General features: G+C 38.3%; 19 protein-coding genes and 2 pseudogenes. 14 read left to right on the top strand and 7 right to left on the bottom strand.

Annotation, left to right across the window (positions count from 1 at the left end; translation table 11 throughout):
* Positions 1 to 395: 395 nt before the first annotated feature.
* Positions 396 to 566, bottom strand: coding sequence for a hypothetical protein (locus HRT50_RS10660; protein ID WP_291614213.1), 171 nt, complete (start codon positions 564 to 566; stop codon positions 396 to 398).
* Positions 567 to 838: 272 nt separating this feature from the next.
* On the opposite strand from HRT50_RS10660, the gene HRT50_RS10665 reads away from it, so the two are divergent.
* Positions 839 to 1873, top strand: coding sequence for an AraC family transcriptional regulator (locus tag HRT50_RS10665; protein WP_291614215.1), 1035 nt, complete (start codon positions 839 to 841; stop codon positions 1871 to 1873).
* Positions 1874 to 1964: 91 nt separating this feature from the next.
* Positions 1965 to 3107, top strand: a complete 1143-nt coding sequence (locus HRT50_RS10670) for a nuclear transport factor 2 family protein (RefSeq protein WP_291614217.1) — start codon at positions 1965 to 1967, stop codon at positions 3105 to 3107.
* A gap of 149 nt (positions 3108 to 3256) precedes the next feature.
* On the opposite strand, the gene HRT50_RS10675 is transcribed toward HRT50_RS10670, so the two are convergent.
* Positions 3257 to 4138 (bottom strand): IS982 family transposase, encoded by an 882-nt coding sequence (locus tag HRT50_RS10675; RefSeq protein WP_291614219.1) that lies wholly within the window; start codon positions 4136 to 4138, stop codon positions 3257 to 3259.
* Positions 4139 to 4283: 145 nt separating this feature from the next.
* On the opposite strand from HRT50_RS10675, the pseudogene HRT50_RS10680 reads away from it, so the two are divergent.
* A pseudogene (locus tag HRT50_RS10680) lies at positions 4284 to 4405 on the top strand (thymidylate synthase); the annotation flags it as partial.
* 229 nt (positions 4406 to 4634) lie between these two features.
* Here HRT50_RS10680 and HRT50_RS10685 read toward each other — a convergent pair.
* On the bottom strand, positions 4635 to 5294 hold the full coding sequence (locus HRT50_RS10685) for a hypothetical protein (RefSeq protein WP_291614221.1): 660 nt from the start codon (positions 5292 to 5294) through the stop codon (positions 4635 to 4637).
* 285 nt (positions 5295 to 5579) lie between these two features.
* Here HRT50_RS10685 and HRT50_RS10690 point away from each other — a divergent pair, with 285 nt between their 5' ends.
* The 5 genes and pseudogenes from HRT50_RS10690 to HRT50_RS10710 form a co-directional block, all read left to right on the top strand.
* The gene (locus tag HRT50_RS10690) at positions 5580 to 6623 is read left to right on the top strand and encodes an ATP-binding protein (RefSeq protein ID WP_291614223.1); all 1044 of its coding nucleotides are present in this window, start codon (positions 5580 to 5582) and stop codon (positions 6621 to 6623) included.
* On the top strand, positions 6610 to 7290 hold the full coding sequence (locus tag HRT50_RS10695; protein WP_291614225.1) for a response regulator transcription factor: 681 nt from the start codon (positions 6610 to 6612) through the stop codon (positions 7288 to 7290). Before HRT50_RS10690 ends, HRT50_RS10695 begins: the two co-directional genes overlap by 14 nt.
* Positions 7291 to 7327: 37 nt before the next feature.
* The gene (locus tag HRT50_RS10700) at positions 7328 to 7981 is read left to right on the top strand and encodes a TrkA family potassium uptake protein (protein ID WP_291614227.1); all 654 of its coding nucleotides are present in this window, start codon (positions 7328 to 7330) and stop codon (positions 7979 to 7981) included.
* Positions 7982 to 7986: 5 nt separating this feature from the next.
* Positions 7987 to 9351 (top strand): TrkH family potassium uptake protein, encoded by a 1365-nt coding sequence (locus HRT50_RS10705; protein ID WP_291614229.1) that lies wholly within the window; start codon positions 7987 to 7989, stop codon positions 9349 to 9351.
* Between the two features lie 195 nt (positions 9352 to 9546).
* Positions 9547 to 10178, top strand: a pseudogene (locus HRT50_RS10710) (alkyl sulfatase C-terminal domain-containing protein); the annotation flags it as partial.
* A 212-nt stretch (positions 10179 to 10390) separates the two neighbouring features.
* On the opposite strand, the gene HRT50_RS10715 reads toward HRT50_RS10710, so the two are convergent.
* Positions 10391 to 12571: a TonB-dependent hemoglobin/transferrin/lactoferrin family receptor gene (locus HRT50_RS10715; protein ID WP_291614231.1), complete on the bottom strand. Its 2181-nt coding sequence runs from the start codon at positions 12569 to 12571 to the stop codon at positions 10391 to 10393.
* 320 nt (positions 12572 to 12891) lie between these two features.
* Here HRT50_RS10715 and HRT50_RS10720 point away from each other — a divergent pair, with 320 nt between their 5' ends.
* From HRT50_RS10720 to HRT50_RS10740, 5 genes are all read left to right on the top strand, one after another.
* Complete coding sequence (locus HRT50_RS10720) at positions 12892 to 13431, top strand: MotA/TolQ/ExbB proton channel family protein (protein ID WP_291614233.1); 540 nt, start codon at positions 12892 to 12894, stop codon at positions 13429 to 13431.
* Positions 13431 to 13769 (top strand): DUF2149 domain-containing protein, encoded by a 339-nt coding sequence (locus HRT50_RS10725; protein WP_291614235.1) that lies wholly within the window; start codon positions 13431 to 13433, stop codon positions 13767 to 13769. Before HRT50_RS10720 ends, HRT50_RS10725 begins: the two co-directional genes overlap by 1 nt.
* 12 nt (positions 13770 to 13781) lie before the next feature.
* Positions 13782 to 17903: a cobaltochelatase subunit CobN gene (gene cobN / locus HRT50_RS10730; protein WP_291614237.1), complete on the top strand. Its 4122-nt coding sequence runs from the start codon at positions 13782 to 13784 to the stop codon at positions 17901 to 17903.
* Positions 17904 to 18211: 308 nt separating this feature from the next.
* Positions 18212 to 18703, top strand: coding sequence for an SRPBCC family protein (locus HRT50_RS10735; RefSeq protein ID WP_291614239.1), 492 nt, complete (start codon positions 18212 to 18214; stop codon positions 18701 to 18703).
* Positions 18700 to 19548 carry a sterol desaturase family protein gene (locus HRT50_RS10740; RefSeq protein WP_291614241.1) on the top strand — a complete coding sequence of 283 codons (849 nt, stop codon included), beginning with the start codon at positions 18700 to 18702 and terminating at the stop codon, positions 19546 to 19548. Before HRT50_RS10735 ends, HRT50_RS10740 begins: the two co-directional genes overlap by 4 nt.
* Positions 19549 to 19818: 270 nt before the next feature.
* Here the strand turns inward: HRT50_RS10740 and HRT50_RS10745 are convergent, their stop codons facing one another.
* From HRT50_RS10745 to pabB, 3 genes are all read right to left on the bottom strand, one after another.
* Positions 19819 to 21195 (bottom strand): L-serine ammonia-lyase, encoded by a 1377-nt coding sequence (locus tag HRT50_RS10745; RefSeq protein ID WP_291614243.1) that lies wholly within the window; start codon positions 21193 to 21195, stop codon positions 19819 to 19821.
* A gap of 320 nt (positions 21196 to 21515) precedes the next feature.
* Positions 21516 to 22091 carry a CoA pyrophosphatase gene (locus HRT50_RS10750; RefSeq protein WP_291614245.1) on the bottom strand — a complete coding sequence of 192 codons (576 nt, stop codon included), beginning with the start codon at positions 22089 to 22091 and terminating at the stop codon, positions 21516 to 21518.
* A gap of 82 nt (positions 22092 to 22173) precedes the next feature.
* Positions 22174 to 23661 (bottom strand): aminodeoxychorismate synthase component I, encoded by a 1488-nt coding sequence (pabB, locus tag HRT50_RS10755; protein ID WP_291614247.1) that lies wholly within the window; start codon positions 23659 to 23661, stop codon positions 22174 to 22176.
* Positions 23662 to 23812: 151 nt separating this feature from the next.
* Between pabB and HRT50_RS10760 the strand changes: the two genes are divergently transcribed.
* Positions 23813 to 25336 (top strand): fumarate hydratase, encoded by a 1524-nt coding sequence (locus tag HRT50_RS10760; RefSeq protein ID WP_291614249.1) that lies wholly within the window; start codon positions 23813 to 23815, stop codon positions 25334 to 25336.
* The last annotated feature ends 240 nt before the right edge of the window (positions 25337 to 25576 follow it).

The raw sequence follows: 25576 nt of genomic DNA on the forward strand, positions 1-25576 counted from the left end.
CCTTGCTGTGGCGCAGGCATGGAAGTCACTGAAGTCTTACCGCACTTGTATTTGCCTCGTGCACCGCCCTTAATGTTGAATTAGTGGTTCAGATTGGCAAAAGTTAAATTATCGGAAATGGAGATAAGGGCTAGCCTTGTTCGGTTTACCCACAATTGCCGAATAAGGACTAAAATAAAATAGCATTAGGAGAAATATCACAGTGAAAAACACGTTGAAGCAACGTAAATTAATATTGATAAAGTATTTTACCCACCAAGACCAAAAGATAACAGAGCAATCCCCATAGCACAGCGCTAGCTTCCCGCGGTTTCTTCATTGTGAGCCTTTCAGACATCAGCCTTCAGTTGAAGAGTTGTTGATAGGTTTTGTGTATTGGCTGATATCTGAAAACCTTAACATTGCGGACGTTTTTTATGTACCCAAGTCACCTCAACTAAGGGGCAGTTTAGATACGATAGCGGACGTTCCCCACAGATATAAATACGCATTGTTTGACTATAAATATTACCAATTAATCGAATAACCTGACTGGCAAAAATGCCACCACAGCGGTCGTTCATCATTAAATAATTAATACTAACGCCATGCGTATTGAATATATTAGCTGCTTGCTTTTAACGGTCAACTGATCGCTGAAAGGAGATTTAGCGACTACAATGATCGGCAGGAGGAAATGAGTTAAACAAACTTATAGCCTCTCAATCAATTATTTGGAGCATGACGACTTTAATCATTAACCGTTTTTTAAAACTTAACAACTTACAAATATTATAGTGATATTTACTTTAAAATTTGTCAAAATCACTCATCTAACCGACTCAATTAAAAACTTGCGATGACAATTAACAGCCAATTAATTTTGATATTAAGTGCTCTAGGTTCAATAAATGGTATCTTCGTTGCTTTATATTTATTTGCGTCAAAGCCTAAAAAAATAGCCCATAAGTTTTTAGCCGCGATGATATTAATGATCAGTATTCGAACGTTGAAATCTGTGTTGTTTTATTTTAATCCTGAGATAACTAAGAATATTTTGCAAATTGGCTTATCGGCGTGTTTTTTGATTGGCCCTCTACTTTATTTTTTTTGTTGTAGTCATCTCAATCGATTGGACAGTCAACGCGTTTCTTGGAAAATTCACTTAATCGGCCTAGTTATTATTGCCATGCTAGTTGGCATACTTTATCCGTATACACAGTATGAATCATTGTGGGGCAATGTTTTTTATAAGGTCATCAATTATGTCTGGCTGTTTTATATAGTGCTATCAACGATTATTATTTTCCCTTACGTAAAAGAACTCTTTCAGAGAAAAAAAATAGTACAAGATGATGTTTGGATATTGGTCATTTTTACAGGTAATTTATTAATTTGGTTTGCCTACTATACTGCTTCGTACACATCTTATATTGTTGGAGCATTGTCGTTTTCTTTTATTTTGCTTATTATCTGCTTACTCGTTGCTTTTAAAATAAGTAACAAAAAAGCAAACATTAAGTATTCAGATAAAAAAATAGAAGATGGTGAAGCATCCGACATTTTGCAGCGACTAAGTCTTTTAATGGAGAAAGAAGAGCTTTATAAAAACTCATTGATCACTATGCCTAAAATTGCCAAACGTTTAGGTATGACAACACCAAAATTTTCTCAATTACTTAATGATAATTTTAATAAGTCCTTCCCTACCTTCATCAATGAGTATCGAATTTCAGAAGCTAAAACCTTATTGAGTATAGAAAAACCGCCTAATATGGATGATATTTCTGAACAATGTGGTTTTAATTCTCCGTCTACATTTTATAGTACGTTTAAGAAAGTAACTTCATTAACGCCAGCAAAATACAAAGCAACAATTTATCCTAAATTATAAATACAGACTATGAAATTATAAATAACTGCCGTGGTTAGTTGTATGACAAGTTAACGTTAGTTTTACTTTTAATCTACTACATAGAAACAAAATGAAACTAACTCTTCCGAGCATAATACTAGGTATTTTCACATTATTCATAGGTTTACTTGGTAAGCCTGTTTGGGCTAATTCTGATAATAAACAAATCACAACCGTTTTGGAAAATTACATTCAAGGCACTTCTTATAGTCATCCTGAAAAAATTGCAAAAGCCTTCTACTCCGATGCCAATTTACTTTTGGAAAAAAAGAATCAACCAATTTGGCGAGTATCGGCAAAAGATTATGCCGGTTGGTTTAGTAAAAATAAGTCAGGCATGTTTACCGGACGTGTTGGTGAAATTTTGAATATAGAAATATCAGATGAGATTGCTACTGCGAAAGTAGAAATTATAATCCCTGAAAAACAACAACGCTATGTAGATTTATTTCTACTGAAAAAGATAGAAAACCAATGGAAAATCATCAGTAAAACGGCAATTGGTAAACCATCAACACAACATGGAAAACGGATATTATTTATTGTGTCTAATGCTGAATTTCATGGTACATCAAGCTTGCCAGTAGGAGCAAGTTTCTCCGAAATTGTTAATGCCTATACTGAATTTAAAGACGCAGGCTTTACGGTTGACTTTGTTAGCCCTCAAGGGGGAGCTATTCCTCTGTCGTATATCAACACTTCAAATGTCACTCAGAAAAAGTACCTATATAATGCTGACTTCATGTATGCGTTAGCAAATACTAAAGCACCTAATAAAATTCAAGCGAGTAGCTACAAAGCGGTTCATTACATAGGTGGTAGTAGTGCTATGTATGGTGTTCCTGAAGACCTTGCTATTCAAAAGCTAGTCATGGATATTTACGAAAAGCACAATGGTATTGTTTCTTCCGTGTGTCACGGCACCGCAGGTATTGCTTTTTTAAAATTGAAAAGTGGAAAGCACCTGGTTTCAGGCAAACGTATTAGTGGGTATCCTGACGAATATGAAAACTTCAACAAGGCTTATTCTAAACAATGGCCGTTTAAAATTACCGAAACTGTAGAAAGGCACGGTGGCTCCTTTAAATATAGCGACAGAAATAAGGTGCATGTTGAAGTTGATGGACGAGTCATCACAGGCCAGAACCATCTATCTTCAGCACTAGTTGCCCAAACAATGATAAAAATGATCAAATCTGAACACTCAGAGTAACCAAAACTAGGTAGTGGACTAAAGCGTACCTACAACATCGAAAGCAATGCGGAAATCATTGAAATGTTGAGCGCACAATATTCGTATGATGCAGGCACATGATCTGAACACGTTAATTAACCTGAGATCTGCTTAAGAAGACTCTTTTTCTAGATCGACATTAATCCAAATTCACTCGGTGATAACTTAATACGTGGCTTTTGTTTTTTTAAGCAATAAGCCACTATGCCTGAAATGACATTCAACATAAAACCTGCCTCACTACGATGTCGACTATGCTCTATTTGTGAAATATTTTTAAGTTGATCATTTATCGTTTCAATAATGTATCTCTTTGATAACATAGCCCTATCAAATACTGACATTGCCTTAGCTTTCATGTTTTTACGAACGGTAGTGACTAAATCAACGTCATGCGCCGCTAGCTTCTCATTAAGCTTTTTACCGATATATCCTTTGTCCGCATAAAGCTTTCCGTACAAGTTTTTACATAACTCTGGAATAGGCGTTCTATCGTTTGTATTACCTGGTGTTATCTTCAGAGAAATAATTTCCCCTACATGGTTAATCAATAAATGTAGCTTGAAACCGTAAAACCAGCCCATTGTTCCCTTCCCGCGTTTGGCAACACCATCAAAGACCTTATTGCGTGGAATACGGATATTGTGGCAAACTTTTAGGCTTGTAGAGTCTACAAATGCAATGCCTGTAGGCTTTCCTTTTACCGTCTGAAAGTAAGCGCACATAGGTACAATTAAAGAAGACATTTTGTGTAAAAAACGCGTGTAACTTAGCAGACTTGGGAAATCATGTTGCCAGTACTTCTGAACTAAACCAATATAGAAGTTCTTGAAATCTCTATGGTTTGATTGGTGAAAAGCAATAACGATAGTCATGCATTCACTCAAGGTCATCTTTGACTGGCGTCTTCGTTTTTTGGTCCCGTTAGCGATTAATTCAGCCTCCCATACAGGGATAAATTTATGACAAAAGTCATCGACATCGCAAAATATATCTATTAAGTTATTCATCTGCCCACCTTTGTTGCTTTCAAATCGTTTTTAGTCGAAAGATCTGATCGCAAGGTGGGCAGTTAGTTCAATCCTTATCCAGTTTTCAGGTTACTTAGGGCTACTATTGTTACGTTTCAATACCACGCTTAGGTAAATCCTGATGCCCTTGCCAAAAATTATCATCAATCCAGAAATTAAGTCATTAGAAACTTGGGTAACTATGGATGTTTTAAAGTAGAAGGTTATGAGTGCCACGAAGCGATTAAGTATCCATTTGCAGTGTAGCCGTAAAAAGTTTTTATTGAACTGTGAGTAGCAATTCAATAAATAGCTTAAGACAGAACTGAATAAAATACAGAACTAAGTGCAAAGAGTCAATGACAAAGGCCAGCTGATAACAGCTGGCCTTTTTTATTGCTTTCTTTTAGTGATAGCATGTCGTTAGTACATTTAGTTCGTACTTAAAGTAATGCGCTCAACCTTTATATTTAGTAAATAGGTCTAGCTAATACGTCTAGCTAATTCGTTGAAACAGGGCGTATATATAAGGCCTTTCTTGCTGGAAAGGATTCACAAAAATATATTCCTTGCTGTCGATAAGCTCAAATTTATCACCGAGTCTTGTTTGCATTTCATCCACTGAGTATTGATGCACAGCTAATCCCGCGCAATGTGTAGCTCCCGTGTTGGAGAATTCAGCCAAAAGCACATAGCCGCCACATTTAACGGTGCTTTTCAGGTTGTCAAAGTAGTTGTTGATTTGCTCTTCAGTCAATAGAAAATGCAAAACCGCGCGGTCAATCCAGACATCAACAGCAAAGTTCTCATCAATACTCTTATTAACATTGTTATTAAAAGGCAGTCCTAAATCATAGTGTAAATATTGACATTGAGTAGTGTTAAGTCTTTGGGATAGTGTTTCAAGTGCTTTGGCGCTAATATCATTTACTATCAAATTAGCATCAGTTTTTATCAGTTCATCCACTAGCTTGGAAGTGCCTGCACCCGCTAAGAATAATGTTGAATTTGCAGAGATAGCGGTATGCTTTAGAAAACTCAGCGTTTGTGAACAATCATCCTCAGACCAGCCTAGCTCCGCATCTTCTTTAGCTGAAAAAATATAATCCCAGTGCGCTTGCTTATCTTCATTAGCCTTCTTATTGGTATTAATCATTGCTATCACTCATTAGAACCACTTACTTTCAGGACGTCTTTGGCTTAGGTTACTGTCATCCTAAAGCAAAAGCGCATAATTGTCCGTAGGGAGTGTGTTTAAGTGTCAGATTATTTATCGATCTTTTTCTAGTGAATAGCCTAGTTAAGCTTTCCAAATAAATTGTACCCTCCGACTATATCGCATGATAGAAAGAGAAATTAACACTGAATTAAACGTAAATTTAACGATGAAAGCGTGAAAACTTTATTAGAATAGCAATTTAATTCACTAGAGGAGTAAAATATGGCGTTTATGAGTCGTGTGATGGAAAATAAAAAGTATGTTTATTTTTTTTCTATCGCAACAGTGGCATTATTTTCAGTGTTAGCCTATCTGCTGTCACTTATTATCCTTCCTAAAAGTGGCGTGTTACTTTTATTACAATTAGCGGTTGTCGTTGTTTCTATCTTTTCGAACAAAACCATCACAACCTTGGCTGGTGTTTGTTGTGCGCTGATATTTAACTACTTTTTTACTAAGCCTCTTTATTCCTTTCACATGATAAATGCTGAAGACATTATTAATAGTATTGTCTTTATCATTGTCGCTATATTGATGAGCGAGCTTTCAATACGGTATAGAGATAAAAGTGAAGCACTAAAACAAGCTGAAATTCGTTCAAATATTTTACTTTCGGTTTCTCATGATTTGAGAACACCTCTAGCAGGAATCATTGGTTCTTTAAGTACCTTTAAAGAATATAAAGCACAAATAAAAGAGCAAGATCAGCAACTGTTAATTAATAGTGCCTTGGATGAGAGTCATCGGCTGCATGATTATGTTGAGAACCTACTGCAATTAACAAGATTAAAAAGCAAACAATGTAATGGGCTTTTTGTTTATCAGTCAATTTGGCCGGTAATTAAAAAAGTTGAGGCTCGCTTTTCGGATAAACGATTAATTATCCTGAAAATTAACAGTCTAAAACAGTTGAATATACAAGAGTCATTAATTGAGCAAGCAATTTACAATATTGTCGATAACGCACTTAAATATTCTCCTAAGGAAAAGCAAGTGATCGTTGAGGTTGAGAGTGATGAACAGTGGCTTTATGTGCGTATTAAAGATAGTGGCTTAGGCGTCCCTAAAAAAAATCGTCTCCAAATATTCGATCTTTTTTATTCCAGTCGTATTGGCGACTCAGGGAAAGGCGGGGGAGGAATTGGTTTAACCGTTGTTAAAGGCATTGTTGATGCCCACAAAGGTAAGGTCGCAGTAATAGATTGTCAGCAAGGTTGTACCATTGAACTTGCGTTACCATGGGAATATAGCAATGAACAAGCCTAGAATTTTACTTATTGATGATGAAGAAAAAATTCATCAATTTATTTCTATATCTTTAACAGCTGAAGGGTTTGAATATTTAGGTTGCAGAGATGCGAGTTCCGGCTTGGAATGTTTTCAAAATGATAAGCCCAACCTCATTATATTGGACTTAGGTTTACCGGATATTGATGGTAGCACGGTGTTAACAATGATAAGAAAAATAGGCAATATACCTATTTTAGTGTTAACCGCTAGAGATCAAGCAGCAGAAAAAGTAAAACTGCTCAATGCGGGGGCAAATGATTACTTAAGTAAACCTTTTGAAATAAAAGAATTAATTGCCAGAGTAAAAGTTTTATTAAGAGACATTCAATATGAGCCTATCCCGGCAGAATTGCACTTTGAAAACTTAATCATTAGACCCTTTGAGCCAATGGTTTTTATTAAAAACACTTCAATACACTTAACAAAAAAAGAGCATCAATTATTGCTGTTGCTGGCAATTAATCCCGGGGTATTAATTTCTCAAAAGAAAATACTGGTTGCTATTTGGGGAGAATTCCACAGTGGCGATAGTCACTATTTACGGGTTTTAATTACTCATTTAAGAAAAAAGCTTAAAGATGATGCCGAAGATCCTATCTACATTAAAACAGAGCCAGGCATAGGTTACCGTTTTATTTGTTAATGTTAAATTTTTTATTATCCCATTTTGGAGACTAGTTATGGCCCATTTCACAGTAATAGGCTTAGGCGTATTTGGTTTATCTGCTTGCTTAGAGCTAATTCACCTAGGACACACTGTTACCGGTATTGATAGTAACCCCAAGGTTGCCGATAAATATGTAGATAAACTCACTCAAATAATTATTTGTGATTGTACCGATGAAAAAGTGCTTAGGGAAATAGGCCTTACCAATAGCGATACTGTGTTAGTAGCAATTGGTAAAGATATGCAATCAAGCATACTTTGCACACTGTGTTTAAAAAATATAGGTGTTAACGAAATATGGGTAAAGGCAAGCTCAATCCCTCATCATACTATTATTTCTAAACTCGGCGTTTCTCGTATTATCCACCCTGAAGAAGAAATGGGTATACGTGTAGCTCAATCGCTAAATTATCCTATGGTTAATGATTATATTTCATTAGGAAATGATCTTTATATTGTTGAAATAGATATTAAAGAAAACTTGCATGATTTTTATTTGGGCAAACTTTTAGCTGCAGAAAAAGACAAGATTAATCCGTTACTGGTAAAACGAGAAGGGCAGGTCATTAGCCAAGTCGATATGGAATTTCAGCTTAAAGTTAAAGATAAACTCATTTTATGTGGTAAACGTTCAACACTAGAAAATATAGCCCCGCGGTTAATTTAATTGATATGATGAAATGGCACCCCTCAAAAACCTTCATTGTAAGAAATAACAAGGTACATCAAAAAGTTAATGCTGCTCCGCCACTTATTCTGGCCGGAAGTTTTATATGCTTAATTTTTATTGGCACGCTGCTTTTAATGTTGCCAATTTCGACAAACTTGCCAATCACTTGGGAACAAAGTCTGTTTACCGCTACATCAGCAGTTACTGTTACCGGTTTAGTTATTATTGATACGGGCACCTCGTTTACTCTATTTGGACAAACTATTATTGCCATACTTATACAGTGTGGAGGTATAGGACTGATGACCTTTGCTGTTGTTACCCTTATTGCGCTTGGCGGGAAAATAGGTTTTTTACAGCAGGTTGTAGCCAAAGAAGCTTTTAATCAAACAGATGCCTCAACAATACTGAGCGTTGCTAAATCAGTTCTGTTGTTTTCACTGATAATAGAAATGATAGGTTTTGTGATTTTATCCATCTATTGGAGTAATGAACTTGGCTGGGCTGATAGTCTTTTTCATGGTTTTTTTTATACCGTTAGCGCATTTAACAATGCAGGCTTTGCTTTATCACCGCAAAGCCTGTCCAAATACGTTAGTGATCCCGTGGTAAATTTTACCATCAGTGCACTACTTATTTCAGGAGGCTTAGGTTTCACAGTCTGGAGAGAAGCTATAAAGTCAAAATCGTGGGATAAACTAAGCCCTTATAGTAAGACCATGATATTAGCTACCATTGTCATTAATTTAGTTGCCTTTATCGTTATTTATTGTATCGAATATAATAACCCTAACACGCTACAACCTCTTTCAGAATCAGGTAAGTTATTAGCCTCTTGGTTTCAAGCGGTAACGACAAGAACTGCGGGCTTTAATACTTTACCAATAGAGCAGCTAGAGGATGCTAGCACTGCGCTAATGTTACTACTCATGTTTATTGGCGGAGGCTCTTTAAGTACCGCCAGTGGCATTAAAGTGGTAACTTTTATTGTACTGATTTTAGCAACGTATAGTTATTTAAGAAGAGATAAAACCATAACTATATATAAGCGAGAAGTATCCCGAGAAACGGTTACCAAGGCACTTGCCTTAACTATGATTTCTATTGCCGCAACCTGTATTGCTATATTTTTTCTGTTATTAACTGAGGATGCACCATTTCTTGATATTGTCTTCGAAGCTATTTCTGCACTAGGAACAGTGGGCCTTTCTCGAGGTTTAACATCTTCCCTATCAGGGCCCGGTGAATTAATTATTATCACGCTTATGTTTATCGGGCGGCTAGGTCCGTTAACATTGGCTTACTTTTTAGCAAGCCCAAGAATTAAACGCTTAAGATATCCCGAAACGCAGATAACAATAGGTTAGTTTTATCCATATATTTCAACTTGCCCTGGTTGTATGGCAACGAATATAGGCAAGAGCAGGGCGAGGATAATAGTTAATCGTGTTGTCGGTGCATTTGGGCTAAGACTTAACTAAGTCGTGCTAGCCGCTCGTTCATAATTATTCGGGTGATAATTTATCTAGCAAGTCATAGACTTATCAGTCATTAACTAGTCAATTAAAGCACAAGCTGATTATGCCAAAGGTGAATACCGGTTTGTCGCAACAGCGTTTAACAAAGTGATTCAAGTTGAGCCAAATAACATTGAAGCGCGTAAATTATTAGCAGACGCTTATGAGCAACTCGGTTATCAAGCTGAAAGTGCGGGCTGGAGAAATACCTATTTAACTGGTGCGCAAGAGTTACGTGTGGGTACTTTACCTGGTAATCCAAAAACAGCCTCTGCAGATGTATTAGCTGAAATGACCATTGAAAACTTATTGGATTTTATGGCAGTACGAGTAGATTCGGTAAAAGCACAACACACACCGTTTACCTTAAATGTCGTGTTACCTGATACGAAAGAAGTTTTTTTGTTGAAATGTCTAACGGTAACTTAAGTAACATCAAGGTAGGTAAAACGTTAGTCGCGGATGCAACCTTGTATATTAACCGTAGCGATGTCACTAAAACCATCTTAAAACAAACGACATTAAAAGCGCTTTTCGCCAGTAAAAAAGCAGGCCTAGAAGGTCAGCAAGAAGTGTTAAACAAATTACTCAGTGCCTTGGTTGAATTTGATGAAATCTTTGAAATTGTACCGCGTCCTGAAAAAGGACAGGAAGTTGATGCCGAGCTATACCACTAGAGCTATACCTTTAGGGAAGAGCTAGCACAGCAAAAGTATCTAAAGCTAATCATTAATAGCAATTGTTAAGCTATCAAAAAAGCCAGCGGATGCTGGCTTTTTATATTCATCAGTATTGAGCAATTCACTATTACTTATTCACTATCCATAGCGTATTCACTATACAGAGCATAACTCAACTGGAATTAACTAAGCTGGGATTAACTCAACTGCTAGAAATCATAACGCATTGAAACTGAGAAACCACGACCAGCTTCAGTAACATCTGATAAAGTCGAAATATCTTTGTGGCCAGCGCCGTTTAGAAATCTGACGTATTCTTTATCAGTAATGTTGGTTATTGCTAAGTTAACTCTAAATTCATCGCTTACTTGGTAGCTAGTTAAGAAATCAACCGTGCCATAGCCGGCTACGTCCGTATGGCCTTCGTTTACTTTTTCCATGCGAGTAGCCCAGTTAAGGATTAACTCAGCAGATAAGGCGTCAACTTCATAACTAACACCGGTAATGCCTGAAAGTGGTGAAATACTGGTTAAGTATTCTCCAGTGACATCATTTTTTCCATCTTGGTATGCGGCATTGGCAAACACTGAGAAGCTATCGTTTAAGTGATAACGTACCGATGCTTCAATACCTTTAAGTGTCACTGAGGCAATATTTTGGTATTGATTGATTTCTACAATCATATCTTGACCTGTGTATGGGTCAGTAATGGTTTCATGACCAATAACTTCTGTCTCTAAAAAATTATCAAACGTGCTGTAATAAACTGCCGTTGAAAAGAAAAAATCACCTGTATGACCACGTAAACCAATTTCAAAATTGTCACTTTCTTCTGGTGCTAAGTCATCACTAGGGACAATTTTATAACCAGCCATTGAGTTATCATGCTCAATGTAAGCTAAGTCATAAGCAGGTACTTTAAAGCCTTGACCATATTGGACAAAACCGGCAATAGTATTGGTAAACTTATATAGGCCGCCAATGCTTAATGAAACATGGCTTTCATCAAAGTCTTGGTAAGCTTTGCCATCTTCTTTTAGTGCGCCATTAGCATCCATTTGGTAAGTATCAAAACGAGCACCAGGGGTAATTAAAAGATTGCCATCTAATAGGGATATTTCGTCATTGATGAAAAAGCCAGCACGGAAAACGTCAGTCTCTGGGAATTTATCAGTTTCTTTCGGATAACCATTTTTTGGCGTACCTTCTACCGAATAAAGTTTGTTTTCTGTACGACTAGAAGTTGATTGTTCAACATCTAAACCATAACCAATAGTGTGAATATCATTAAACGCTAAACTTGCATTTGATAAGAAGCCGACAGTCTCTTGTTTATAAACCGAGGTTTTCCACATATCGCGAAGTTCTGCTGGCGAGTGCGGGTTGGCAGCAATATCTATCTGACCATATTCAACATCTTCTTGCTCACTGCTATTTACATATAGCGAGATATTGAGCATGTCATAAACGGCAGTTGCTGACTCACTATGAAAGCGCAATTGAAAGGACTGGTTATCTTTTTCACTTTCACTGTTTTCATCAACAATGTTATAATCTTTAAAATTTCTAAAGTAACCTAATAGACCGTAAGCAACATCACCAGTAACATCTTGATTCCAAATGTCAGCCGTAAAGCTAAGGTAGGTATCTTCATTGAAGTTGTATTTTGCTTTGTAGAAAATACTGGTTGATTCAATGTCTAGGGAAGGTTTAGTGCCTGCATAGTTTTGTGTCTCTTCACCGCTGCGATAGTTCAAGTTAAGTACTTGCTCGAAATCACCCGTTGCTAGGGCAAAAGTAGTACCAATATGGCTTTGTTTACCGTCATCGGTGTAACCAGCCTTAACATTACCAGCAAAGGTTTCACCCTCTTCAAGGTAATCACTAGCATCTTTAGTGGTGAATACCACAATACCACCTAAGGCATCAGAGCCATAAAGCGAAGAAGAAGCACCTTTAGCTACTTCTACTTGTTTTAAAGTATCGGTTTCGATAAAGCCACGACCAACAATGTCATTTAAACCATTAGCGCCATACCCCTCGTTCATGCGCATGCCATCTTTGATCATCAAGACACGATCGCCACCCATACCACGGACGATAATATTTTGTGCACCACCAGTACTGCCAGTTACTTGCACACTTGGGTCATATTTAAATAACTGGTTCATATCAGTAACCAGCTGTCTTTCAATGTCTTGCTCAGTAATTACCGAGATACTACCTGCAACATCCTTTAGCGGCTTTTCTGTTTTAGTACCACTAATGACAATTCTTTCAAAGTCACTATGAACAGTGTCATAGACATTACCTTCAGCATAACTTGATGGTGCGACAAAAATGGCTGTTGAAATGGCGGTGGCTAGCAGGGCGCGCTTGGGCATAAACATGGTGTATTCCTAATAAGTCTGCTTACCAAGAGTGTTAGTGCATGTTAACGAGTTAAAAAATTGTTACTTGCTACAACAGTTTGGTAATCAATTGGGTTGTTATTAATTTATGGCGAGTACCATACAGATCGGAAATACAAATGTAAACCTAAATAGGAATAATTACCGTTTAGGGTCTGGGTTTTATTTGGTTTTTTGTCTAATAAGGAGTGAAATTCATTAAGCGCAACCTTAATCATAATGATAATAATTATTGTTTGAATACTCGTTACGGGAGTTGTACAATTGTTTAGCTTAAATTTTAGGAGAGACTTAGCACAGTGAATATTAAATCTTTAGAAGTTACCATGGCGCAAACATCAGAATTTTTGATGACGCCAGTTATTATTTTAATTTGTTCGTTAGTGGTTTATGCCATATATGCTTTGGGACGATTTTTCTCACAGTATTTAGTTAGAAAGCAAAATAAGTTGGCTTATGTTCGCCAGATTTCCCAAGCAGACTTGCCGAAGGTGACCACACATAATGGTTATCCGATTCATAATTATTTTATTAACAATCCACAAGCCAGTGAAGATGAATTAGAAGTGGTGGCGCTAAAGCAATTAGAAAATTTGCGCATAGTGACGCGAATTGCGCCCATGCTAGGTTTGATCGCCACCATGATCCCTATGGGACCGGCACTGCAAGCACTAGCCGATGGTAATATCCAAGGTATAAGTGAAAGTTTGATTATTGCCTTTGCTGCCGTTATTTGGGGCATGGTTATTTCATCGTTAACGTTTTGGCCTGCATCGGTGAAAAAACGCTGGTGTGCCGTTGAATTAATTAACATTCGAAAAATTAAAGGCAACGCATAATGCGCTTTCTTGATGAAGATGAAGAGCTAAACCCTATTCTTAGTGCGGTTAATTTGGTTGATGTGTTCTTGGTGATCATTGCCGCCTTGTTAATCGCTTTGGCGCAAAATCCTTTGAGCACCTTTTCCAGTGATGATGTCACGGTAATAAAAAATCCCGGTAAACCCAATATGGAAATCATTGTTAAAAAAGGCAAAGAAATTAAAAAATACAAATCAACTGGCGAAGTAGGATCAGGTGAAGGTATGCGTGCTGGTGTTGCTTATACCATGGCCGATGGCAGTTTTGTTTATGTTCCTGAAAATGGCAAAGAACAACAAGGAAATAAGCCTAAATAGCTTAAATACATAATGATAAAAAAAATACTAAAACAACTATCGATACTAACGGCTTTAGCACTAATGTGCTTGGCCAATGTTAGTATTGCAGCAGCTACCAAGCTAGATAATCAGCCAACTAATACCAAAAGTAAGCCGCAAGTATTACTGATGATGTCATCTCACGCGTCAAAGCCTAAAGGTGACTTATTACAATTATTAGCCAAAGACCAACCGTTTGAGCTAGTTAATTATTCAACCAAGGGTAAATCGGACGAAGACATTAAAGCGGCTTGGTCAAAAGCAGATTTAATTATGCTTGATGGTATCAATCCCGCTTTGTCTAAATATATGTTTGGCAAATACCAAGGTTACCCAAAGCAATTTCCTACCGTGCCGGTTATCTCCTTGGGTGATTTGCATAATGCTAACATGAACCAAGGTTTACCAAGTGAGCAAGCTAAAAACATTGCCAGTTACTACAATAATGCCGGTCGTGATAACTATGGTAATTTGATGGTTTATCTTGCCAATGACTTTTTAAATCTATCGACCGTTAGCGCCAAAGCGCCAATCATTGTGCCAAATGTCGGTTTATATCATTATGATTTCCCCGGTCTGGTGACGAGTGATGAAGAAGCCTTCTTTGATCATCTAAATATTGCCGATAATCAACCGGTGATTGCTATTGGTATTCACCGCAGCGTCGTTGATTATGAGCAACAACAAATTGTTGATGCACTGATCAAAGGCCTTGAAGCCAAGGGCGCAAAAGCGCTAGCGTATTTTTTTGAAGGTGAAGACCAGCCAATGGACTTTACTGATTTATTGACTGTTGAAAGCTCAGACAGTGTTGCAAATACCATTACTGGGACAAAGACTAAAAGCCGTGTTGATTTATTGATCAACTACCGTTCATTGCATTTTGTTGCTAAACGTCGCGGCGAATTTGAAAAATTAGGTGTGCCAGTATTACATGCGCTTAATTATACCGAAGGCGACCAAGCGAGCTTTGAGCAAGATAATGCCGGGATTTCGCCGTCATTAACGCCATTTTTCTTAGTAATGCCAGAAGATACTGGTAGTGCTGATCCGACTATTATTGCCGCGAACGGTACCGGCAAGAATAAAGGTGTTAAAACTGTTATTGATTATCAGTTAGCTGCTTTAGTTGAGCGTGCCTATAATCACGCCAATCTTGCTCACATAAAAAACAGCGAGAAAAAAATAGCGACCTTTATTTGGAATTACCCTCCAGGTGAGAAAAATGTTGGTGCTGCCTTTTTAGATGTACCAACGTCAATTGAAAATATCGCTAAAGCAATGAAAGAAAAAGGCTATAACGTTGATGTTAAAGGCCATAAAGAAATCATTGAGTCAGCAGGTAAGTTATTACGTCCCTATTACCGTGGTGAAGATGCTGAGCAGTTAATTGCCCTAGATTTAGCTGAATACATGCCATTAACCACTTACCTTAATTGGTTCAATGCGTTACCTGAAAATGTCACTCAACCTATTGTTGCACGGTGGGGCAAGCCAGAAGAAAGTGGCATGTTACGACAAGCTAAAATTAACGGCGAAACAATACCTTCGTTTGTTATCCCAAGAATGAACCTTGGTAATATGATTGTTATGCCACAAGGCGTGCGTGGTGAAGATGCCCAAGAACATGCCAACTTATACCACAGCACTAAAACACCGATTAATCACAGCTACCTAGCCATCTACTTATTTGCCCGTGAAACTTTTGGTGCAGATGCTTATATTCATTTGGGTACGCATGGTAGCCAAGAGTGGTTAACAGGTAAAGAACGTGGTTTATCAGTGTATGATGCGCCAAGTTTAGCCCTAGGAAACTTACCGGTATTTTATCCTTATATTATTGATAACGTTGGTGAAGCGATGCAGGCTAAGCGTCGTGGTCGAGCGACTATGATAAGTCACTTAACGCCAGGTTTTGCTAAAGCAGGTTTATATACTGAAGTAGCAACATTGAGTGAAAAAATTAACAATTACTTAATGTTATCTGAAGGTAAAACTAAAGCGAATACTCAAGCTAGCATAATAGTTATGGCACAAGAGCTAAATATGTTAAAAGATTTAGCCATTGAGCCAGAGACCATGGCAGCTGATTTTGATAAGTATATTGCTAAACTACAAGATCACTTAAATGCCTTGGCACAAATGAGCCAACCATTAGGTGTGCATGTTTTTGGGGATTTGCCAAAAGATGCGCATTTATTTACTACCATGTTACAAATGTTAGGAGATGATTTTACTGCCCGTGCTGCAGAATATGAGCAAGAGCATAATATGACTATTGCAAAAGCAGAGCAGTTTGATGAGCGTAATGTTAAAAAGCTACCTGCTCTAGAAGGTTTTCAATTATTAAAAGCCTATATAGAGCACCCTGAGACTGTAATTGATCTAGATGAGCAACTAGTCGCGGATTTAACGGTAGCCAAAACCTATTGGCATAACTTCCAAGCCATAGCTGAAACACAAAACTTATTACTTGCGCTAGAGGCTAACTATATTCCTACCAGTTACGGTGGTGACCCAATTCGTAACCCAGAAGCTGCGCCAACCGGTCGTAACCTTATTGGTTTTAACCCAGCAAAAGTACCTTCAAAAGAAGCTTACGATGCTGGTGTTATCTTAATGAACCAAACCATTGATGCTTACGTTGAAAAGCATGGTAAATTTCCGCAAAAGTTAGCCTTCTCGCTGTGGTCATTAGAAACCATGCGTCATCAAGGTGCTTTAGAAGCGCAAATTCTCCATGCCCTTGGTTTAAAACCTAAGTGGAACCATCAGGGACATGTTGTTGGTACGACCGTTATTCCTTATAGCGAGCTTAAACGTCCACGTATCGATGTAGTTATTTCAACCACAGGTTTATACCGTGATGCTTTTCCTAATGTGATGTTATGGATAGCAAAAGCCATTGATAAAGTGGCTAAGATGAAAGAAGACAATAATTTTGTTTATCGCCACGCAACGGCTTTAAAGGCAGAACTACTTGAAAAAGGCAAGTCAGAAGAAGATGCTGATTACTTATCTTCTATCCGTATTTTCTCTAATGAAACCGGCAACTATGGTACTGGCTTAGCGGGTAGCTCACTAGCTTCGGATACTTGGGAAACTGATGATAAATTAGCAAATCTTTATCTTGACCGCATGGGCTTTGCTTATGGCAGTGACGAAAAACGTTGGAGTGAAAATGTTGCTAATGCTTTAGGTGAAGGCCAAGGCTTATATTCAAAAGTACTTTCAGGTACTGAGGCTGTTATTTTCTCACGTTCAACCAACCTCTATGCCTTAATGACTAACGATGACCCGTTCCAATATTTTGGTGGCATTGGGCTAGCAGTACGTCATTTAGATGGTAAAACGCCGGAAATGTACGTATCAAACTTGCGTAAAAAAGATCAGTTAAAAGTACAAACATTAGCTGAGTTTGTGAACCAAGAAATGCGTAGTCGTTATTTCCATCCACGTTGGATTAAAGCCATGCAAGACTCTGGTTATGCCGGCGCAACGGTTATCTTAGATCGCATGAACAACATGTGGGGCTGGGAAGTGATGACGCCTGAAGCGATACGTGATGATCAATGGCAAGAGTTCTTCGAAGTATATGTTGAAGATAAATACCAAATGGATATGCGTGAATTCTTTGAAGAACACAACGCGACAAGCTTAGCGCAAATCATTGAACGTATGCTTGAAGCAGTTCGTAAAGGTTACTGGGATGCAGATGAAGCTACTATCAAGAAAATGGTAGAAACTTACTCAGAACTTGCCACGCAATTTGATGTTGTCACTGACAATGTAAAATTCAATGAGTATATGGATACAGCCGCGGTTGGTTTTGGCATGATGCCACTCTCAGAAGCGCTGGCTCAAGCATTAGCGCAGCCACAAGTTCCGCCACCAGCAGAAGCAGCAAGCCAACCAACTGAACAAGTTTCTGGTCAAAAGCTAGAAGAGCAGGCGAAATCTGAGCCGGTAGAAACAGATTACAGCACGCTTTATTGGTTACTGGTTATTTTCTTTATTGGCTTGGTGAGTCACTTCGCGAAACCAACTAAAAAGGTAGTATGGCTTAAGCCAAATACGGATGATGCTAAGGCAGTGTTAGATAAAGCCGCTTAATAGCTAACTATCGCACAGGTTAAACAGCAGGTTTATTGATTCAGCTGCGGAAAGTAATAAGCCTCAATATGGAAACATATTGGGGCTTTTTTGTTACCTAGATATAGGCATTCCCAGTGCCATTCCCTAGGTGTATAGTCGGGAATCTAAGTGTATAAGAACTGGATCTTCGACAGGACACTTCGAAGATGACGACTTGCTGTAAATACCTGAACGTCAGCTATAAGGATAAAAAATAAACACTTGTTGTTTTAGTGTAACTCTGTTTGAATAAATTAAACGCCTGTTCGAATTATTTGATGAGACTTATGATAACCATTAACGTGACACAGCAAGTTTTAGCCCCAGTAGCGCAAGTAAACCAAGCGTTATTAGAACATTCAAAGTTAGACCGATTTTTTAATGCCAAAATTAAGCGGGTAAAAAGCGAGAGTGATGGTGAATTAGTGGGGGGAAAGGGTGCTGTTCGTCAAATCTCTATCGGTAAAATAGTATTCGAAGAGCGTATTATTAGCGCAAGTATTGAGCATATTTGCTATCGCATTGTGGGTAACTGGCCAGTATCAGATCATCAAGGCGATATTCGGCTAACACCGCTTGCAGATGATAATAAAACCACACAACTTGATTATGTTATTAAGTTTAATAGTCCTAAGTGGTTACCAGACTTTTTATTAAAGTTTTTTGTTGAGCGCGATATTGTTAATGCCATGAAAAAATTAGCCCTGCACTTTTCCGTCGAGCATTCTGCAACGGCAGGCGCTTTAAAGGTAGGATCTTCAACAGGGGAGTCTACATGAGTATTGAAATAATTTTGTTGGCATTAAGTCCAATATTTGTAGCCTTTATTATTTATGAGTTTGTTAAACATCGTAATCGTTATGACATTAAAGATAGTTTGACCAATACCGCCCTAGCACTAATGCATCAAGGCTCAGATGCCATCGCTTTATTATTGTTGATGCCGTTTTTTTATTGGTTACATCAGTTTGCCATCTTTGATATTACACTGAGTTTAACAACGGTTTTTATCGCCTTTTTATTACAAGACTTTCTCTATTATTGGTTTCATAAAGCGTCACATCATATCCATTGGTTGTGGGCCGCACACGTGGTGCATCACAGTTCGACTAAAATGAACTTCTCCACCGCCTTTCGGCAATCTTTGATGTACCCAATTGCAGGGATGTGGATTTTTTGGCTGCCAATGATAATTATTGGTTTTGATCCTAATACTGTTTTTACCGTAGTGGCACTTAACTTGGCATTTCAGTTTTTTGTTCATACTGAAATTGTTTATAAGCTAGGATGGATTGAGAAAGTCTTTAATACCCCTTCACATCACAGGGTCCACCATTCCGTTAATAAAGCCTATTTAGATAAAAACTTTGCCGGTGTATTAATTATTTGGGATAAGCTCTTTGGCACTTATGTGGAAGAAAACTCGGAAACAAATGGCTCTTGTCGTTACGGTATCATTGGCCAAATCAAATCAAACAATCCGTTTGTTATTAGCTTTCATCAGTGGCTTTATATGTTTAAAACGGCGGGTAAGGCTCAAGGATTCAAAGCTAAGCTACGAGTATTATTTACTTACCCAACCAGTTCAGAAAAGAAAAGTATTGAGCTTGATAAAGCTGCATAACTATTTATTATTCGGCGAAATGAAGAACATTACATCTTAGTAACAAGGAGTGTACCAAGCAGTGTCATACGATGAGTAATTAAGTTAGATTAATAAAAAGCCCCAATAATATTTTCTGTTGGTTACCAGTATAACTTTTAGTTCTTAATGGTATAAAGTAAAAGCGCTAAATACAAAGCCCGAGCAAGTATTACTTGCTCGGGCTTTTTGATGCGTTAAATGAATGTTTCAAACTAAGGCAATGTTTAGCAGGGAATGACTAACACTCAACTAACATTCGATAATGTTTACCGCTAAACCACCACGTGATGTTTCTTTGTATTTAGTTTTCATATCATTACCAGTTTCCCACATGGTTTTGATAACTTTATCTAAAGAAACTTTTTGTGTGCCAGTACCTCGTAGAGCTAAGCGTGAAGCGTTAATTGCTTTTACCGATCCCATAGCATTACGTTCAATACAAGGTACTTGTACTAAGCCGCCAACTGGGTCACAGGTTAAACCTAGGTTATGTTCCATACCTATTTCAGCGGCATTTTCTACTTGCGGTGGCGTACCACCCATAATTTCAGTTAATGCGCCGGCGGCCATTGAGCAAGCAACACCTACTTCACCCTGGCAGCCAACTTCAGCGCCAGAAATAGAGGCATTAGTTTTATATAAAATACCAATAGCGGCAGCGGTTAATAAATAGCGAACACAGTCATCATCCGAAACCGGTTTTACAAACTTATCGTAATAACATAATACTGCTGGAATAATACCGGCGGCACCGTTGGTTGGTGCAGTAACCACTCGGCTACCCGCAGCATTTTCTTCATTTACCGCCATGGCGAATAAATTGACCCAATCCATAGCGGTCAGAGGATCGGTAGATCTTTCTACCAACAAAGAGCGATAGAGCGCAGGGGCACGGCGAGCTAATTTTAAACCGCCAGGTAGAATGCCCTCTGTGTTCATACCGCGCTCAACACTGTCTTTCATTGCTTGCCAAATGGTGACCAGTTTAGTGCGAATTGTCGTTTCATCGTTTAAGCACTTTTCGTTATCCATCATGATAGTACTAAAACTTAAACCTTTAGTACTCGCCAAAGCTAATAACTCATCACCTGAGCTGAAAACATGTGGTCGCTTAATATTGGAGTGTAAAGAGAGCGCTTTATCTTTTTCTTGTTCAAAATCACATGCTTCAACAATAAAACCACCACCAATGGAATAATAGGTTTGCTCTAATAATAAGGTGTCATTTTGATAAGCATATAAGGTCATGGCATTAGCATGAGCAGGTAACGTTTTCTTCCTATGATAAATAATGGCGTCATCTTTGGGGAAATTAACCTCATGAGTACCATTAAGTGATATTTTTTGGCTGCTAACGACTTCCGCTAAAATAGTTTCTATTGATTCAACAGGAATGCCTTCAGGCGTTTCGCCCGTGAAGCCTAAAATAACCGCTTTACCTGTGCCATGGCCAATGCCGGTTTGTCCTAATGAGCCAAACAGTTCACATTTTACTCGGTCGACCTTAGTTAATAATTCTTGCTTAACTAGCGCATCAACGAAAAGTTTTGCCGCTTTCATCGGACCCACTGTATGTGAGCTTGATGGACCTATGCCAATAGAAAACATATCAAATACACTGATCATACTTTTTTACCTTTGCTCTGCTTATTTAATACCAAGTGGAATAATCTACTTGGTATAATTCACACTATTCTTTAATTATAGACCCAAGAATACTCAAGCTAAAGCTCGGTATTAAAGGGACTGTGCAATATAAAATATGGTTATTTATATATACTTCCGAATTATTGTTGTTTTTTATTGGAATAGTGGAATTATTGTCGATTGTTTTTTGTTGGTGGTAATTTTAGCTGAAAGTTATCAAATAAAGAAACAAAATAATCGACTAATTGATAACTAAATACGCTAACACAGGAAATCTACTGTGAATTTTAATTTAGCTGCTAGTTTATATGAGCAACTAAATCTTTGAGCATTACCGCGGTAGCACCCCATATATGGTAGTGTTTATAGGGCATAAAATGCACCTTGTGTTGTTTACCATTTTTACTGGCAACAAAAACATGATGGTCATTAGTGGTCAAAAAATGCTGTAGTGGCACTTGAAATATTTCAGCGACTTCATTTTTATCCATTTGGTAAGTTTGTGCACTGGCGACTATGGCAATAATAGGGGTTACATGAAAGCCGCTAATAGTTTCATAAGGCGGTAATTGTCCAACTACAGTGATGGCTTGACGAGATAAACCAACTTCCTCAAAAGCCTCTCGAAGGGCTGTATCAATTAATGATGCATCTGCTGGCTCAACCTTGCCGCCAGGGAAACTTACTTGTGATGGGTGATGTTTTAAATGACTGGCACGTTTGGTTAATAATACCTGTAAGCTGCCATCGATTTCAGATTCGACTAAAGCGATAAGTACCGCGGCGGAACGAAGTGGTAAATGATGTTGGTAATTATGCTCAGACTCGGCCAATTGCAATAAATTAAAACGTAATAAAAATTCATCTTTGGTCATTGGCGTTACTACTTATTAGTATTTTTAAAAGGCTTTAGTAAAGATATAGCTTAAGGCTACACCTTAAAATTACACCTTAAGCCTACACCTGATTGAGCTTTGATAATACTGGTAATATGCAATTAACTTTATCAAAGGTTTCTTGGTATTCACTCATCGCGGTTGAATCAGCGACTAAGCCACCACCAGCCCAACAATAAATGGTTTTGCTCTCTTTGCTGAACGTCTTTGCTAAGTTGTCACTTGGTTGACAAATTAAGGTGCGAATGGTGATGCTGGTATCCATAGTGCCACAATTTGAAATATAGCCAATGGAGCCACAATAAACACTACGGCGGTGCGGCTCTAATTCTTCAATAATTTCCATGGCACGAATCTTAGGGGCACCAGTGATAGAGCCGCCGGGGAAGGCGCCACGCAGTAAATCCGTGGCATGTTTATCGCTAGAGAGTGTACCTTCAACAGTACTGACTAAGTGGTGCACCGCAGGGAAGCTTTCAATATCAAAAAGTTTCGGTACTTTTACCGAGCCTGCTTGGCAACTTCTACTGATATCATTGCGCAGTAAATCAACAATCATTAAGTTTTCAGCATTATCTTTGCTTGAATGCCTTAATATTTCAGCATTTTTAGCATCTTGTATTTTATCGCTACTGCGCGGCATGGTGCCTTTAATAGGTTTACTTTGTACCTTACCTTGGCATAACCGGAGAAATCGCTCAGGCGAGACACTTAAAATAGCAGCGTTGTCTAAACGAATAAAAGCCGAAAATGGCGCTTTGTTTGCTGCCTTTAGCGCTAAGTAAGCTTCAAACTCATCACCTTGATACTGGGCACTAAAGCGCTGGGCCAAATTAATTTGGTAACAATCACCGTTTAATAAGTAATCTTGCACTTGATTGAATTTTTCTATGTAACTGGCTTTATCCATATTGGCTTGCCAGTTATTGGTAAGTTTAAATGCAGCTTTATTTGTTGAAGGCTCAGTTGCAGTAAGGCTTTCATGGACTAATGCTTCAATATCATTGCGTTGCTCATCAGGGCAAATTAGATAGAATTTTTCCGAGACCTTATCAAAAATGATCGCCTGACTGTAAAAGCCAATTGCCATATCTGGCAAGTTAATGTCTTGCTTGGCATTACTGGGTAGTTGTTCAAAGCGACGACCTAAATCATAAGCAAAATAACCTAAAGCACCACCTAAAAAGGGCAGGAATTCATGGCTACTATCGGGCGTATTAAATAATTTAGTCTGAAGGACTTTAAGTAATAGCAATGGATCTTCAGTACTTGTTTCAACTTCACTACTCTCTGTAAAGCATATATCGGTACTATCACCTTGTGTGGTCAATGTTGCAATAGGTTGCCACACTAAAATATCAAAGCGACTATCTACATGCTCACTATTGCCTGAGTCTAACCACATTGCCCAGAGTTGATGAGCAATAGGGCTAAAAATAGCTTCTGCTGTGGTGCCGCTTTTCAGCGGAAGTTCTTTAACCGTAATTGAGACTGGTTGGAAAGCGGTGTTAAATAGGTTTTCAGTTGAGTTGACCAAGACTTTTTTCACTTAAGTATTCGCTAATTAAATAGTTATTATCAGTAATAAGGGACTGGCAGCACTTTCAATAGCAGGTTAATATATACAATCAAGTTATTATAACTTTCAACTACCCAGTATTAAAGGGTATTAAAGAATATTCCAGCTAATAGAGAGCACTATGGCCATCATTAAACAGCAAGACTTAATCGACAGTATTGAAGATGCACTGCAATATATTTCTTATTATCATCCGATTGATTTTATTCAGGCACTAGAAAAAGCTTATCACAAAGAAGAATCAACGGCTGCGAAAGACGCAATAGCACAAATTTTGATTAACTCACGTATGTCAGCCCAGGGTAAACGTCCAATCTGTCAAGATACCGGTATAGTTACCTGTTTTGTTAAAATCGGTATGGCAGTTCAGTGGGATAAAACTGATATGACCGTACAACAAATGATTGATGAGGGTACACGTCGTGCGTACTTAAATCCGGATAACCCCTTACGCGCTTCTATCGTTGCAGATCCTGCCGGCGCGCGTATAAATACTAAAGACAATACCCCGTCGGTTGTCCATATTGATATGGTCGAAGGCGCTGGTCTTGAAGTTATGATTGCGGCTAAAGGCGGCGGCAGTGAAAACAAAACTAAAATGGTGATGTTAAACCCATCAGACTCTATTGCTGATTGGGTCGTTAAAATGTTGCCAACAATGGGCGCGGGTTGGTGTCCACCAGGCATGTTAGGTATAGGTATTGGTGGAACGGCTGAAAAAGCGGGCGTACTTGCCAAAGAAAGCTTAATGGACCCGGTAAATATCCAAGATTTAATTGAACGTGGTCCAGAAAACGCTGAAGAAGAATTACGTTTAGAAATTTTTGAGCGTGTTAACAAACTTGGTATCGGCGCGCAGGGTTTAGGTGGTTTAACTACCGTGGTTGATGTGAAAATCAACTCAGTACCTACCCATGCGGCTTCTAAACCTGTGGTTATGATACCTAACTGTGCTGCTACTCGTCATATTCATTTCCATCTTGATGGCTCAGGCCCTGCAGTATTAACACCGCCTAAATTGGAAGAGTGGCCAGAAATCACTTGGGAAGTAGGCGAAAATGTTCGTCGTGTTAATGTTGACGGATTGACTAAAATCGACATTAGCGAGTGGAAAACCGGTGAAACAGTATTGCTTAGCGGTACTATATTAACCGGTCGTGATGCCGCGCATAAACGTATTCAAGACATGTTAGCGAAAGGTGAGAAATTACCGGTAGATTTCACTAACAAGTTTATTTATTACGTGGGTCCAGTGGATGCCGTTGGTGATGAAGCAGTAGGTCCTGCTGGCCCTACTACGGCAACACGTATGGATAAATTTACTGAGATGATGTTAGCTGAAACAGGTCTTTTAGGCACAATAGGTAAAGCCGAACGTGGCGCTGCGACGTGTCAAACCATTAAAAACCATAAGTCAGTGTACTTAATGGCTGTTGGTGGCGCGGCGTACCTAGTATCTAAAGCAATCAAAAAAGCGAAAGTGGTTGCCTTTGAAGACATGGGTATGGAAGCTATCTATGAATTTGAAGTAGAAGATATGCCAGTAACTGTTGCAGTTGATAGCACTGGTGAGTCGGCTCATGTAACAGGTCCAGAAATTTGGAAAGTTAAAATCCAAGAAGCGGAAGAGAAAGCAAAAGCTTAATCGTCAAAATACTTTAAGCTTTAAACGAATTTTTAAAAGAATTGAGAAGAGCGCCCAGGGCGCTCTTTTTTTATGCCTGCTATTTTAATGATAGCTCTAGCATTGCGTGGGGGTAGTGTTGATTAAGCTCAGCTTCGATAGCTACTTTGCTTGCTGTTATCGCCTTACCATCAATAGTATCTAGCTTAGTTATACATATGTAGGCGACAACTAAATAGCAACTGCCTGTTTTTGAAATGT

This window comes from Colwellia sp. (assembly GCF_013215345.1).
Taxonomy (GTDB): Bacteria; Pseudomonadota; Gammaproteobacteria; order Enterobacterales; family Alteromonadaceae; genus Colwellia.